The sequence below is a fragment of the Facklamia lactis genome (assembly GCF_015863205.1).
Taxonomy (GTDB): Bacteria; Bacillota; Bacilli; order Lactobacillales; family Aerococcaceae; genus Facklamia; species Facklamia lactis.
Genome location: NZ_JACBXQ010000005.1, coordinates 145,193 through 158,234, shown reverse-complemented (window position 1 = coordinate 158,234; position 13,042 = coordinate 145,193). Strand labels below are relative to the sequence as shown.

15 protein-coding genes are annotated in these 13,042 nt (G+C 38.1%); 13 read left to right on the top strand and 2 right to left on the bottom strand.

Features of this window, described 5'->3' with window-relative positions:
• Positions 1–15 precede the first annotated feature (15 nt).
• The 13 genes from nrdF (at position 16) to HZY91_RS08735 (ending at position 10,691) form a co-directional block, all read left to right on the top strand.
• The gene (gene nrdF / locus HZY91_RS08800) at positions 16–996 is read left to right on the top strand and encodes a class 1b ribonucleoside-diphosphate reductase subunit beta (RefSeq protein ID WP_197115981.1); all 981 of its coding nucleotides are present in this window, start codon (positions 16–18) and stop codon (positions 994–996) included.
• Positions 997–1,009: 13 nt separating this feature from the next.
• Positions 1,010–1,252, top strand: a complete 243-nt coding sequence (locus tag HZY91_RS08795) for a glutaredoxin domain-containing protein (protein WP_197115905.1) — start codon at positions 1,010–1,012, stop codon at positions 1,250–1,252.
• Between the two features lie 249 nt (positions 1,253–1,501).
• Positions 1,502–2,197 carry an AzlC family ABC transporter permease gene (locus tag HZY91_RS08790; protein WP_197115904.1) on the top strand — a complete coding sequence of 232 codons (696 nt, stop codon included), beginning with the start codon at positions 1,502–1,504 and terminating at the stop codon, positions 2,195–2,197.
• A complete protein-coding gene (locus HZY91_RS08785; protein WP_197115903.1) occupies positions 2,190–2,510 on the top strand; it encodes a branched-chain amino acid transporter permease in 321 nt (106 codons plus the stop codon). Before HZY91_RS08790 ends, HZY91_RS08785 begins: the two co-directional genes overlap by 8 nt.
• A gap of 158 nt (positions 2,511–2,668) precedes the next feature.
• Positions 2,669–3,331, top strand: coding sequence for a corrinoid protein (locus HZY91_RS08780; RefSeq protein WP_197115902.1), 663 nt, complete (start codon positions 2,669–2,671; stop codon positions 3,329–3,331).
• A complete protein-coding gene (locus HZY91_RS08775; RefSeq protein ID WP_197115901.1) occupies positions 3,331–4,401 on the top strand; it encodes a uroporphyrinogen decarboxylase family protein in 1,071 nt (356 codons plus the stop codon). The genes HZY91_RS08780 and HZY91_RS08775 overlap by 1 nt, the downstream gene beginning before the upstream one ends.
• Positions 4,402–4,770: 369 nt before the next feature.
• The gene (locus HZY91_RS08770) at positions 4,771–5,163 is read left to right on the top strand and encodes a GrdX family protein (protein ID WP_197115980.1); all 393 of its coding nucleotides are present in this window, start codon (positions 4,771–4,773) and stop codon (positions 5,161–5,163) included.
• Positions 5,164–5,182: 19 nt separating this feature from the next.
• Positions 5,183–6,466, top strand: a complete 1,284-nt coding sequence (locus HZY91_RS08765) for a glycine/sarcosine/betaine reductase component B subunit (protein WP_197115900.1) — start codon at positions 5,183–5,185, stop codon at positions 6,464–6,466.
• Between the two features lie 12 nt (positions 6,467–6,478).
• Positions 6,479–7,771, top strand: a complete 1,293-nt coding sequence (locus tag HZY91_RS08760; RefSeq protein ID WP_235991624.1) for a glycine/betaine/sarcosine/D-proline family reductase selenoprotein B — start codon at positions 6,479–6,481, stop codon at positions 7,769–7,771.
• A gap of 64 nt (positions 7,772–7,835) precedes the next feature.
• On the top strand, positions 7,836–8,936 hold the full coding sequence (locus HZY91_RS08750; RefSeq protein WP_197115898.1) for a YkvI family membrane protein: 1,101 nt from the start codon (positions 7,836–7,838) through the stop codon (positions 8,934–8,936).
• Between the two features lie 21 nt (positions 8,937–8,957).
• Complete coding sequence (locus tag HZY91_RS08745) at positions 8,958–9,302, top strand: cyclic nucleotide-binding domain-containing protein (protein ID WP_197115897.1); 345 nt, start codon at positions 8,958–8,960, stop codon at positions 9,300–9,302.
• 21 nt (positions 9,303–9,323) lie between these two features.
• Positions 9,324–9,629, top strand: a complete 306-nt coding sequence (locus tag HZY91_RS08740; RefSeq protein ID WP_197115896.1) for a helix-turn-helix domain-containing protein — start codon at positions 9,324–9,326, stop codon at positions 9,627–9,629.
• 228 nt (positions 9,630–9,857) lie between these two features.
• Positions 9,858–10,691, top strand: a complete 834-nt coding sequence (locus tag HZY91_RS08735) for a GTP-binding protein (RefSeq protein ID WP_197115895.1) — start codon at positions 9,858–9,860, stop codon at positions 10,689–10,691.
• A 120-nt stretch (positions 10,692–10,811) separates the two neighbouring features.
• Here HZY91_RS08735 and HZY91_RS11165 read toward each other — a convergent pair whose 3' ends face one another.
• Positions 10,812–11,672: a helix-turn-helix domain-containing protein gene (locus HZY91_RS11165; RefSeq protein WP_197115894.1), complete on the bottom strand. Its 861-nt coding sequence runs from the start codon at positions 11,670–11,672 to the stop codon at positions 10,812–10,814.
• Positions 11,673–11,772: 100 nt separating this feature from the next.
• Positions 11,773–12,876 carry an ABC transporter ATP-binding protein gene (locus HZY91_RS08725; RefSeq protein ID WP_197115893.1) on the bottom strand — a complete coding sequence of 368 codons (1,104 nt, stop codon included), beginning with the start codon at positions 12,874–12,876 and terminating at the stop codon, positions 11,773–11,775.
• Positions 12,877–13,042 lie beyond the last annotated feature (166 nt).

Genomic DNA, 13,042 nt, shown 5'->3' with positions numbered 1-13,042 from the left:
TTTTTTAATGAAATTATGGCTCAACACTCACATTCAGGTGAAGTGGAATATTATAAAGCGATTGATTGGAATCGTTTAGAAGATGCCTTAGATAAACAAACTTGGGAAAAATTAACGAGTCAATTCTGGTTGGATACGCGGGTTCCGGTCTCTAATGATTTAGCGGATTGGCGCAGTCTCACAGAAATTGAGCAAGAAGTGATTAATCATGCTTTTGTAGGATTGACTTTATTAGATACCCTTCAATCAGAGGAGGGGGCCAATGTGATGCGAGAAGATATTAGAAGTCAGCATGAAGAAGCCGTTTTGAATAATATTCTTTTCATGGAAAGTGTGCATGCTAAATCTTATTCTACAATCTTTATCTCGCTCAACGACAGTAAAAAGATTGATGAAATTTTTGCGTGGGGAAACCAACAGCCTCAATTACAATATAAGGCCAAGGTCATTAATGAAATTTATCAGAGTGGGACGGCCTTGCAGAAGAAGATTGCGTCTGTCTTTCTAGAATCTTTTCTTTTTTATAGTGGATTTTATGCTCCGTTGTGGTATTTAGGAAATGCTAAATTAGAGAATGTGGCAGAGATTATTAAGTTAATTATCCGTGACGAATCGGTGCACGGCACTTATTTAGGTTATAAATTCCAGCTAGCCTTTCGTGAGTTGAGTCAAACAGAGCAGAAAGAATTAGAAAATTGGATGTATCTCTTACTGAATGATCTTATGACCAAAGAAGAGGCTTTTGCCCATATTGTATATGATGCGATTGGTTGGACGAAAGAAGTGAAGGTCTTTATGAGATACAATGCTAATAAGGCCTTGCAGAACCTTGGCTTTCCACCACTGTATGCAGATGGGATTGCCGAGCGAGTCAATCCCATTGTGATGAATGGACTTTCAACGAATACTAGTAATCATGATTTCTTCTCTCAGGTAGGATCGGGTTACTTAATGGGGGAAGTAGAAGCAATGAATGAAGAGGATTATGATTTTTAAAAGGAGAATGGAAATGATTAAATTATATACAAAGGCAGATTGTATTGCTTGTATCTTTACCAAGCAATATTTAGACCAAGCACAGATAAGCTATCAAGAAATTAATGTCATGGATCAAGAAGAAGTAGTGGATGAGCTTAGAAATAAAGGCTTTTTGCGGTTGCCAGTCATTGAATCGGATGTATATGAAACTTTTTCTGGTTTTGATGTTGAAAATTTGGAAATGCTTGTTGAAAAAATACATCAACCTGCTTAATGAAACCAACTCCCCCATCTGATAGATGAGGGGAGTTTTGTTTTTAAAATGTGAAAAATACTCATTTTCATTGTAGATGCTCTTGAAGGACTCAAAACCTCATGATAAACCCCTTCCAAAATCAGATTTTGATGAGAATTATTAAACATTCAGAAAACGCTTGCATTGTAAGCGTATCAAACTATATGATGGCTGTGATGCAATGATATGTTCCAAATTGTGGGACTGATGAGGTAGAGGAGTGACACTATGAAGAGCAAAGATTTTCAGCATGCTTTTAAAGCTAGCCTTCCTATTTCTGTAGCTTATTTTGTATTAGCATTAGGCTTCGGGATAATGATGCAAGCAAAAGGTTATAATTGGTTATGGTCGCTAGGAACGAGTATTTTTGTTTATTCTGGATCCATACAGTTTATGGCTCCCATCCTCTTAAGTAGTCAAGCAGGTCTTATTTCTACTGCTATCTTAACTCTGATGGTTAATTTTCGTTTGATGTTCTATGGCATTAGTCAATTAGAGCGTTACAAAAATGTAGGGTGGCGTAAATTCTATTTAATACACAGTTTAACAGATGAAACTTTTTCAATTGTTTGTAATGATCATTTGCCGGTTGATCTTAATCGCAAAAATTATTATTTATATGTATCCATGCTTAATCATTTCTATTGGATTGTAGGGGGATTGGTTGGAAATTTGGTAGGCGATCGGTTACCATTCTCTACAGAAGGGGTAGACTTCGCCTTGACTGCCTTGTTTTTTGTGGTGGTGTTGAATCAATGGGAAGCGACTGATAATCATAAACCTGCTATTTATGGGATTATTTTTTCTATTATTTTCTTTTTAATTATTGGGCCGAATAACTTTATGCTACCTACAATGATGAGCGTAATAATGGTCCTATTAACAGAAAAACGCTTGAGAGGAGGAAGGCCAGAATATGTCTAATTTACATTCCCTTCTTTTACTAGTGGTAATGGGAGCGGTGACGGGCTTTATTCGCTTTTTTCCATTTATTGTATTTAAAAATCAGACTCCTTTATGGGTCATTTATCTAGGACAGGTCTTTCCGTATTCGATTATGGCAATCTTATTTATTTATTCTATTAAAGATATTGAATTTATGTCTTCTCAAGGATTAGCAGCTTTATTAGCCTGCGGGGCAATCTTTCTCGTTCATAAATGGCGACATTCGACCATTCTATCAATTTTGGTGGGAACAGCGGTCTATATGATTTTAATACAAGGAGTCTTGGCTTAGGCCAAGGCTTTTTTGATTAGTATTTATGATGGATATAAGATATCTATCATAAACAGTAATTAGTGAAAAAATATACAATGCGTTAGAATAAGGCTGTATACAAGTAGAATAGCCTTTTTTCTTTGTAAAAATTGAGGACGGGGAAGTGGAGAAAGAGAATGAAACAAGCTGAATATCTTAACCAGTTATCTGATTTGGTAGTTGAGATGGAGGATGAAGCGATTGTAGAACTGGTCGATGAATATGTGGCTGCGGGTTACGACATTAAAGAAGGGATGACGGGGTTAATTGATGGAATGAACCGTTGTAGTGAACTCTATGAGCAAGATGAGTACTTTATTCCTGAGCTTATTCTCTGTTCTGATGCGATGTATGCAGGGATCAATCAATTTAAGTCTTATATGGAAGTTGAAAGTCAAGAAAGTCTTGCGACCGTTGTTCTAGGTGTCCCAGAAGGGGATACTCATGATATTGGGAAATCATTAGTCAAGCTCATGCTAGAAACGGCTGGATTTAGAGTGATTGATTTGGGGCGGGATGTTCCTTGTCAAGCGTTCATTGATACTGCTATTGAACACCAAGCACAAATCATCGGTTTATCGACCTTGATGTCGACAACGATGAAGGAAACCAAAAAAGTTGTCGACCAACTCAAGGCTGAAGGTCTACATCCTGGTATTAAAGTAATTATTGGAGGCGCACCGATTACCCAAAAATTTGCCACTGAGATTGGGGCGGATGGTTATAGTGAGAATGCTACGGAAGTGGTAGGGCTTGTTAAACAAATCCTAGGACTTAAGGAAGCGGAGGTTATTGCTTGATGGACTATATTATCCCTCATGATCAAATGCTTCCCAAAGAAAGAATGGCTGCTTTTGTTAAGGGTGAAGAATTTGATCGCTTACCTTGTGATATGATGTTGTCTGAGAATATTGCTCCTTATCTTAATATTAAAACCAATGAGTATTATTTTAATTCTGATTTTCTTTTACAGGGGGAAGTCTATAAAGTGAGAAAACTCGGATTTGAAGGCGCAGGAACTGGAATCACTTTGCGTGGAATAGGGGAAGCCTTGGGGTCAAAACTAGAATATCCACCTAATCGAGCAGCTCATGTTGTGGATCCGATTCTAAAAGATTATGCTCAATTGGCGTCTTTGGATGTGATTGACCCCTATAAGGATGGAAGAATGCCGATTGTCCTTGAAGCGATTTATAAGATGCGCGAAGAGCTAGGTGATATTGTTGATGTGTCTACTTCTATTCCTGGTCCGATCTCAGCTGCCCATGCAGTACGGGGAGAAAAACAAATCTTGCGCGATATTATCCGCCGTCCCGATGATTTTGCACGTTTATTAGATTTTATGGTGGCATGCGGATTGACTTTTGCGGAAGCTATGTACAAACAAAATGGTCTGACCTGTTCCATTGCAGATCCTATGTGTTCAACCGTTCTATTGAATCCTAAGACCTTTTATCAACAAGTGTATCCACATCTCAAGGCGTTAGTGGATGGGATCTATCAGATTACAGGTTCTAAACCTTCTCTTCATATCTGCGGCACGACGAAAGAAATATGGCCCTATTTGCGTGAACTGAACTTATCTACCTATAGTTTGGATAATTTGGAAGATGTAGGGGAATGCAAGCAGGTAATGGGCGATAAGATGAGAATTATTGGAAATGTGGATCCCGTTGGGGTCATTTGCAACGGGAGTCGTGAAGATATATTTGCTGCGGTTAAGTATTGCATTGAACAAGCTTACGATTCGCCATGTGGGTACTTTGTCGCAAGCGGTTGTGATATTCCATCAGGAACCCCAATCGATAACTTTAAGGCCATGCAAGATGCCACCCGGTATTATGGGCAGTATAAGGATTTGTATCAATAGGAAATGTGAAACATCATCTACAATTAGTAGGTGATGTTTTTTATTTTGTCTAGAAAAGTTTTGTGGAGGAATAGATAGAATTCTCTATTACAATGGGGTCTTTAATGGATCTATTTCGCGTTAGTTAAGCATAGTATGTTTGTTAAAAGGGAGAGGTCCTTCATCAAAATAAATTTTAGCCAAATGTTAGAGGAGCAACATTTTTTATTTATAGATAATGATAATATATAGTTACAAGAGATGGAAACGCTATCATATCCCCAGCGTTTTCCTCTCTTAAAGAAGAAGTTGAAGTGCAATTAAATGCTCAACTTTGAGCAATCTTGTTGGGGTAGAAATCTTAGTTAAGGGAGTGGTTAATTGAAAGAAATGTTGATTGTGACAAATAATCCTTTAGTAAGAGAGGCTTATGCGAATCATGACTTTGTGGAAGGTGCCTTCTACGAGGTAATGCAAGTCGTAAGAGACCATCTCTATCAGGGGCATTATCGGCTTTTGACTCATCCCTTGCCTGCTTCTAGTCGGATGTTTTTGACACCTGCACGGTCAATTATCATACGGTCGAGTGAGCCGGATCCCTATTCAATGGAATTGATACAACAATCGATGGATAACTATCAGAAAACGATGGGAATTCGTCAACCAGATTTTAATCATTTGGCTGATTATCAGTTGCTTGATTTTCAATTATTAGAAAAAGCAATTGAAGAGCAGGAAAAGTTGGATCAGTTGCAGGGGAGTGAACAGTTTCAAAAGGTTTAAGTAAAAGGAGGAAGCTTATATGAAGTTAGAATTGCATAATATTATAATCAATGAAGTTGATTTTGGGGATCAGACAAAGATTGAAGGACAGAAGCTGTGGATTAATAAAGAAGAAATGATTGCTGAATTAGAGAAAGTTCCGGATGTAGCTAAAGTGACAATTGATCTTGCTCGTCCAGGTGAAAAAGTGAGAATTGTCCCTGTTAAGGATGTCATTGAACCTCGCTGGCGTGAAGAACGTTTTAATCATTATCCGGGTGTGACAGGCGATCTAGGTCAAGTTGGCGATGGCGTTACAAAGGTGATGAAAAATGTTGCCGTTGTGACGATTGGAGACATTGTTGGTTTCCAAGAAGGTGTTGTGGATATGTGGGGGGAAGGTGCTAAATGGACACCGTTTTCTCAGACACTTAATGTGGTAGTGGATATTACACCAGTCGAGAATTTAGAACCTCATGAACATGAGAAAGCTTGTCGTGTGGCAGGATTAAAAGCAGGAGAATATCTTGGAAAAGCTTTGGAGGAAATGACAGCAACGGATATTGAAAAGCATGAAATTGCTGATGTGAAATCTTCGATTGAGACATTCCCTGATCTGCCTCGTGTGGCCTATGTTCAAATGATGATTGCACAAGGGTTATTACATGATGTTTATATTTATGGTGTTGATGTGAAACAAATCTTGCCAACGCTTATCAATCCTTTAGAAGAATTAGACGGGGCAGTCGTATCAGGAAACTGTGTGGCTGCTTGTGATAAGATTACGACTTACCAACACCAAAATAATTCAGTCATTAAATCCCTGTTAAAAGAACATGGAAAAACCATTAATTTTGTGGGCTCGATCATGGTGCCTGAATTAACGACTTTAGATGGTAAGTTCCGGACAAAAGATTTCACTATTAAACTCGCCCAAACATTAGGGGTAGATGGTGCGATTGTTTCAGAAGAAGGATATGGTAATCCTGATTCAGATTTAGTGATGATTGCTGAAGGACTTGAGAAATCAGGCATTCAAGCAGTATTAATTACAGATGAATGTTCAGGATGGGACGGTGACTCTCAACCACTAGCCGATGCCAAGCCAGAAGCTAAGGCAGTCGTTTCGACAGGAAATGTGTCGCATTTGGTTCATTTGGAGCCTGCAGAGAAAATTTTAGGTAATGATAAAGCTTTAGAGAACCTTGCGGGTGGTTGGGATGGCTGTGTTTCAGAAGATGGAACGATTGTCTGTGAATTAAATGCGGTCATCGGAGCAACCTCTGAAATTGGCTACCATAACTTGACTGTTGAATTGAAATAAAGGAGGGACACTATGAAAAAAGTACTATACTATGTCAACCAATTCTTTGGACAAATCGGTGGTGAAGATAAAGCTGGAATTGAACCCATGATCAAAGAAGGTCCAGTAGGACCCGCAGTTGGAATGCAAAACATGCTAGAAGATGCTGAAATCACTCATACGATTATTTGTGGGGATAACTATTTTAACGAAAACATTGAATTGGCTCAGCAATATATTATGGAAAAATATGCTGAAATTCAACCTGATTTAGTGATTGCAGGACCTGCTTTTAATGCCGGACGTTATGGAATGGCGATTGCAGGAGTGGCGAATGCCTTAAAAGATAAAACAACGGTGGTTACAGGGATGTATGAAGAGAATCCAGGTGTGGATGCTTGTCGAGTGCATGCCTATATCGTTCCAACTGGAGATTCTGCAGCTACCATGCGGGATGCTTTACCGCCGATGGCTGAATTAGCTAACAAAGTCTTGTCAGGCAAAGAAGTCAATTATGAAGAAGATCATTTTATGGCTCAAGGTCGCCGTCTAACAGTGTTTTCTGATAAGATCGGATCGGATCGTGCAGTAGAAATGCTCTTGAAGCGTTTTAATAACGAAGAATATGAAACAGAATTGCCAATGCCGGCATTTGACTCTGTTCCAGCCGCTTTACCGATTACTGATATGGCGAATGCGACCATTGCGCTGGTAACAACTGGAGGTATTGTTCCAGAAGGGAATCCAGATCGTCTACAGTCTGCTTCTGCTCAGAAATGGGTGAAATATGATATCTCAGATTTAGATGAATTAAAAGGTAAATTTATTACAGTTCACGGTGGTTTCGACCCTGTCTATGCCAATGAAAAGGCTGACCGAGTAGCTCCATTAGATGAATTAACTCGTCTGAAGAAAGAAGGAAAAATTGGAGGAGTCTACCAATATTTCTATGCGACAACAGGGACAGGAACATCTGTTGGTAATTCAGAAAAATTCGGTCAAGAAATTGGACAAGAATTGGCCGACGCAAAAGTAGATGGCGTTATAATGACTTCCACCTGAGGGACTTGTACTCGTTGCGGAGCAACGATCGTAAAAGAAATTGAACGTTTTGGTATTCCAATTGTGCATATGGCTACGATTACGACTATTTCAGAGTCAGTGGGAGCCAATCGTATCGTTCCAACGATTGCGATTCCTTATCCAGTAGGAAATCCAGAATTAGGAGCCAAAGAGGATTCACATGTTCGAGATGAATTAGTGGAACGTGCTATTCGAGCTTTATCTACTGAAGTTGCTTCTCCTACTATCTTTAAACAACAGTAAAGTATCATGGAGGATAGCAGTAGATTAGCTATTGCTATCCTCTTAAATAAAGGGAGGTTAGGAAATGGAAAAACTCGACAATCAAGAAGTGAACGGTCGTAAAGTAATCAGCTATGGTGGAGCCTTTATAGCTCTTTTAATTGGTTCAGGATTTGCAACGGGGCAAGAGCTAATGCAATATTTTGCCGCTTATGGTTATATGGGAATTGTAGCGATTGCTTTAGTATTTATTTTATTGACTGTTCTTGCGATTGAATTGATTTATGCTGGATATACACAGCAATTTAAGAATCCTAATGATGTCTATACTTACTTTGGAGGAAAAATAGGTGGGAAGTTTTTTGATATTTTTGCTGTTTTCTTCTTGTTCTTATCTTATACCGTTATGATAGCTGGAGCCTCAGCAACAGCGGTGGAGCATTATAATGCCCCTTCATGGCTGGGTGGGTCACTGTTAGCGGTGGTCGTGATGTTAGTGGTTATTTTAGGTTTGAATAAAATTGTAGACGTTATTGGAACGATTGGACCTATCATTGTTCTTTTAACGATTATTGTTGGGATGATCACTATCTTTAGGAATTTAGATGGTTTTGCAACAGCTGGACAACGTTTACAAGAAGCGTTAGATGTTGGTATAATGCAAGTAGCATCTTCTAACTTTGTTCTTTCAGCTGTTTCTTATGTGGGGTTCTGTTTAATTTGGTTGGCTGCCTTTGTATCGGGTATCGGGAAAGGTGCCAACTCAATTAAAGAGGGGAATCATGGGATGGTTCTTGGTGCCCTTGGATTCTCTTTAGCCTGTTTAATTATGACCTTAGCGATATTTGTGTCCATTGATCAAGTTCATGATTCACAAATTCCAGTTTTAATTCTAGCGGGCGAAATTCATCCATGGTTGGCCACGATCTTTTCGTTTATCATTTTTGCAGGGATTTTTACAACAGCGGTTCCTCTCTTATGGAATGTGGTGGCTCGTTTTGCAGAGGAAAGAACACAAAAATATACCCTCTTAACAGTTGCACTTGGAATCATTGGCGCTTTTATTGGATTAGCTTTGGATTTCAGTCAGTTAGTCAACATTGTCTATGTACTAAACGGATATATCGGTGCAGTATTGATGGTGATTATTATTTTCAGAGGGATTCAGCGTAGAATAGCTAAATAATAAATATGAAGGTTGATAAGTATGCTGTACGATAAATTGTCGAAATTACAATTATTTCAGGAAATCTCACCCAAGGCGATCGACTGTATTAATCAACTTCCCTATATTGATAAAAGGTATGATACAGACGAGAAAGTAGCTGACTTTGGGGATAAAATTGATTATATTTATGTGATTTTAAAAGGGGCTCTAAAAACAAACGAATATACTGTAGCTGGTAAGGAGATTGTTTCTTCGTATTATCTTGCTTATGATGCTTTCCCTTTTTATCTTGTCTATAGTGGGGTTGAAAAAATTCCTTATAATGTTTTCTGTCATAAGAAAGCAGAGGTCTTGCTACTTCCCAAGCAACAATTGATGGCTTGAATTGACTTAGACATGAGTTTCATGAAAAATGTAATGATTTTTATTTCTAAATATTGTAATTACAATAAACAAGTGATCCGGACGACGACATATAGTAAGGTGATTCAGCGCTTAGCATTTTGGTTATTGACAGAAGATAAAGGTGAGAGTGGCTATAAAATGCCGGGAACTCAAGAAGTTTTTGCGGATATCCTTCAAACGAATCGTTCAAGTCTCAATCAAGAACTACAAAAACTCTGTCACATGGATGCTATTTTATTAAAAGGCAGAATCATTAAAATTATAAATCGACAGAAATTAATTAATATTATCAACGAAAATATATAATGGTTTCAATCACCCAAGGAGTTTTTCTACAGGAGGAAAAGCTCCTTGTTTTATTTTTATTGTTAAGCTGAAAGGGTGTTATGGGTTGCCTTGATTAGTAAATAGGCTTGTATAAAGGCTATTTAAAAGTAACGGATCTACTATTTCATCTATTTAAAACTTCAATGAAACAAAGCTTGAAAACCTTTTGACTGTCTATCGGCAATCTTCTACAATAGAGAGGATAAATTGGATAGAAAGAGTGATGGTATGCCCGATATTTATATTATTGCTGGCTTTCTGGGAGTGGGGAAAACAACCTTAATTGAGGGATTGATTGACAGCACGGATCAGCCTTTACTGCTTATAGAAAATGAAGTAGGCGATCGCTCTATTGATGGTGATTACTTGGTTAAAGCAGGTCAAGTACGAGTAGAAAATCTTTTATCTGGGTGTATCTGCTGTAGCTTATACCAAGATTTTAATCAAGCAATTCAAGAAAATCAGGATTCGGAAATTATTTTGATTGAACCGACAGGAGTTGCAGAGCTTTCACGTATTAAAGCCAGTTTAAAAGAATTTGGGCAAGTTTATGCCATTACTTTAGTGGATTCAGACGATCTTCTAGAATGTGAAGATGTGTTTGGTTCTTTTTATGTAGATCAAATTCAAGCAGCTGATACGCTGATTTTAAATGAACGAGTTCAATCGAGTAGTGAAGAGGCCAAAATGAAGCTCGAAAAGATGAATCCTCATGCCCGACTCTATCATTTAAACCTCTCTCAAGTGACTTTAAGCTTGCAAAATTTACATTTTCAGAATTCAATGGTAATTAAAAAGTTAGAGAAAGAAACAGCAAATCTAACCATGGAGACGGTTACGATCAATCAGGGTGAATTTCATGACTTGGTGGACTTGCAGGCAGCCGTTCATTCCTCCTTAATTAAAAGTCGGGTGCATCGAGTGAAAGGATATGCGAAGATGAATAATCTTTATTATAAAATTGATTACGCTGCGGGGGAGTGGCATGCGCAGCCGGTGGATCCAGTGGACCATTTAGGTTTAGTGGTAATTTGGGGTTAGTTTTCTTGTCGAATAAGCTGTTGAAAGTTTGCGACAAGTGACCGCAGCCAATAGAAATTTGCGGTATGAACAAGTAAATAACTGATTCAATTTTAGCCTAAGTTCAAAACTTAGGCTATTTTAATTGACTAATAAATAGGCCAGTGTTAAGTCTGGCATGGTATGAAGATCCAGTCCACTTACTTGGAAAAGTTTTTGGATTCGGTAAGTTAAGGTGTTGCGATGAATAAATAAGTCCTTTGCGGATTGACTAAGATTACCTCCGTTATGGAAAAGCTGGATGATCATTTGCTTATTTTCTGGTTCGATCAATAGTTGTTGTTGCAGAGCGTCTAAAATTTCACTTCGACGAACAATCCGATGGCTAATTTGATGAAGAAGTAAGGTACTGATTAAAGTTAAATGTTGGCTTTTGATGGAAGTGATTTGATTATAAAATAATTGAAACTCACTAGCCAAGTGTGATGAGATTTTTAAGGGGGCGTGGACAGGAAGGCCTAGGATAGACTTTGTAATGATATCGAAGTCATCGTCAAGTGTTATTAATAAGCCTTTGAGGAATTCAAATTGCTCGCTTTCCCATTTATTTTCTGCTATTGAACCAACATAATGTTGAGTCCCAAATATTTGCATCTTTTCTAGACTTGGGAAAGATGCAATAAGCGTTTCTTGCCAAAGCTGAGAATCGAAAGCGTTTGAAAGCTTATCCACTTGTAAATAAAGAAAGCGTACCGGCTTATCAGAAACCATCGAAGAGAAGGGGAGAAGGACAGGATTAAAAGACCTTTGCTTGTTAGGATCTTGAACTTGAATGTTCTGACTGAGTAAGTTTAATAAAGCGACTGTTTTTGGATCGAGTTCTGAATAGGGAATATAGAGTCGGTCTGTATGGTAAGGAAGCATGAAATATTGTTCAAGATCAAGTGGTAATTTAGGATTTAGTTGACTATTAGGGAAAATCTTTTGGATATCATCTAGCACTCTATCACTTCCTTTGATTCACTAATAGTAGTTTATCAAAAGAAGCGATAACAAAAAAGCAAGTTACTCTGAGAGAAGTAACTTGCTTGATGTGAATCAGTTAACGAATAGCTTCTTCCGATTCTTTGTCAAAGAAATGTGCTTTGTTCATGTTAAAGACAATCTTTATCTGGTCATGAGGTTGATACTGATCACGCACGTTTACCCGAGCAATAAATTCTTCTTCTCCTTGGTGGAGGTAAAGCATGGTTTCTGCTCCTAATAACTCAGCAACGGTTATTTCTGCTTGAATAATGGAGTCTGGCATTGAATCTAGAACGGTTGGATCTGCCTGAATATCTTCAGGGCGAATACCAAAGATGATTTCTTTTCCATTATAGCCCTTGTCGTTGAGAAGTTTTTGCATTGGTGGACTGACCGGCAGGCTTAAATCAGATTGATTCATAATTTTACCGTCTTGATAGATTACATTGAAAAAGTTCATCGCAGGAGAGCCTATGAAACCAGCTACAAAAGCATTCTTTGGCAGATCATATACTTCTTGGGGACTTCCGATTTGTTGAATGAAGCCATCTTTCATGATGACAATTCGGCTCGCCATCGTCATGGCTTCCGTTTGGTCGTGAGTCACATAAATAGTAGTGGTATCTAAACTTTGGTGAAGTTTGGCAATTTCAGCTCGCATTTGGACTCTAAGTTTGGCGTCTAAGTTAGATAGCGGTTCATCCATTAGGAAGACTTTGGCATCACGTACAATCGCGCGACCAAGAGCAACACGTTGTCGTTGGCCACCTGAGAGTGCTGCTGGTTTACGTTTTAAATAATCTGATAGCCCTAATAAGTCTGCTGCATGCTTGACTCTTTGATCGATATCAGCTTTTTTATGTTTACGTAATTTTAATCCAAAAGCCATATTATCATAGACTGTCATATGAGGATATAAGGCATAATTTTGGAAGACCATCGCAATATTACGATCTTTTGGCGCGACATCATTCATTAATTCGTCATCAATGAATAATTCTCCTTCTGTTATTTCTTCAAGTCCCGCAATCATGCGCAGAGTGGTAGATTTTCCACAACCAGAAGGCCCAACAAAGACAATGAATTCACGATCTTGGATATCGAGATTAAAATCGGTGACAGAATAGTTATCTGCTCCGTCATATTTTTTATAAATGTTTTTTAAATTAATTTCTACCATTAGTCATCCTCCTTTTTAGGTATCTTTATTGTAATTGAAAGCGTTTAATAGTTCGATGGGCAATTTGCACAAAAAGAGGTTGTTAGAGAGGTGCTATAAAGAAGATATTTATTTTGGTTTGATATTTTTATGCTGAATTAGTGAAAGAGTAGGTTTATGTGTTGAG

Bases quoted from the DNA above. Each gene is read 5' to 3' on its own strand.
- HZY91_RS08780 (WP_197115902.1), top strand. From the start codon at position 2,669: ATGAAACAAGCTGAATATCTTAACCAGTTATCTGATTTGGTAGTTGAG.
- HZY91_RS08795 (WP_197115905.1), top strand. From the start codon at position 1,010: ATGATTAAATTATATACAAAGGCAGATTGTATTGCTTGTATCTTTACC.
- HZY91_RS08750 (WP_197115898.1), top strand. From the start codon at position 7,836: ATGGAAAAACTCGACAATCAAGAAGTGAACGGTCGTAAAGTAATCAGC.
- HZY91_RS08785 (WP_197115903.1), top strand. From the start codon at position 2,190: ATGTCTAATTTACATTCCCTTCTTTTACTAGTGGTAATGGGAGCGGTG.
- HZY91_RS08745 (WP_197115897.1), top strand. From the start codon at position 8,958: ATGCTGTACGATAAATTGTCGAAATTACAATTATTTCAGGAAATCTCA.
- HZY91_RS08770 (WP_197115980.1), top strand. From the start codon at position 4,771: ATGTTGATTGTGACAAATAATCCTTTAGTAAGAGAGGCTTATGCGAAT.
- nrdF (WP_197115981.1), top strand. From the start codon at position 16: ATGGCTCAACACTCACATTCAGGTGAAGTGGAATATTATAAAGCGATT.
- HZY91_RS08790 (WP_197115904.1), top strand. From the start codon at position 1,502: ATGAAGAGCAAAGATTTTCAGCATGCTTTTAAAGCTAGCCTTCCTATT.
- HZY91_RS08765 (WP_197115900.1), top strand. From the start codon at position 5,183: ATGAAGTTAGAATTGCATAATATTATAATCAATGAAGTTGATTTTGGG.
- HZY91_RS08740 (WP_197115896.1), top strand. From the start codon at position 9,324: ATGAAAAATGTAATGATTTTTATTTCTAAATATTGTAATTACAATAAA.
- HZY91_RS08775 (WP_197115901.1), top strand. From the start codon at position 3,331: ATGGACTATATTATCCCTCATGATCAAATGCTTCCCAAAGAAAGAATG.
- HZY91_RS08725 (WP_197115893.1), bottom strand. From the start codon at position 12,876: ATGGTAGAAATTAATTTAAAAAACATTTATAAAAAATATGACGGAGCA.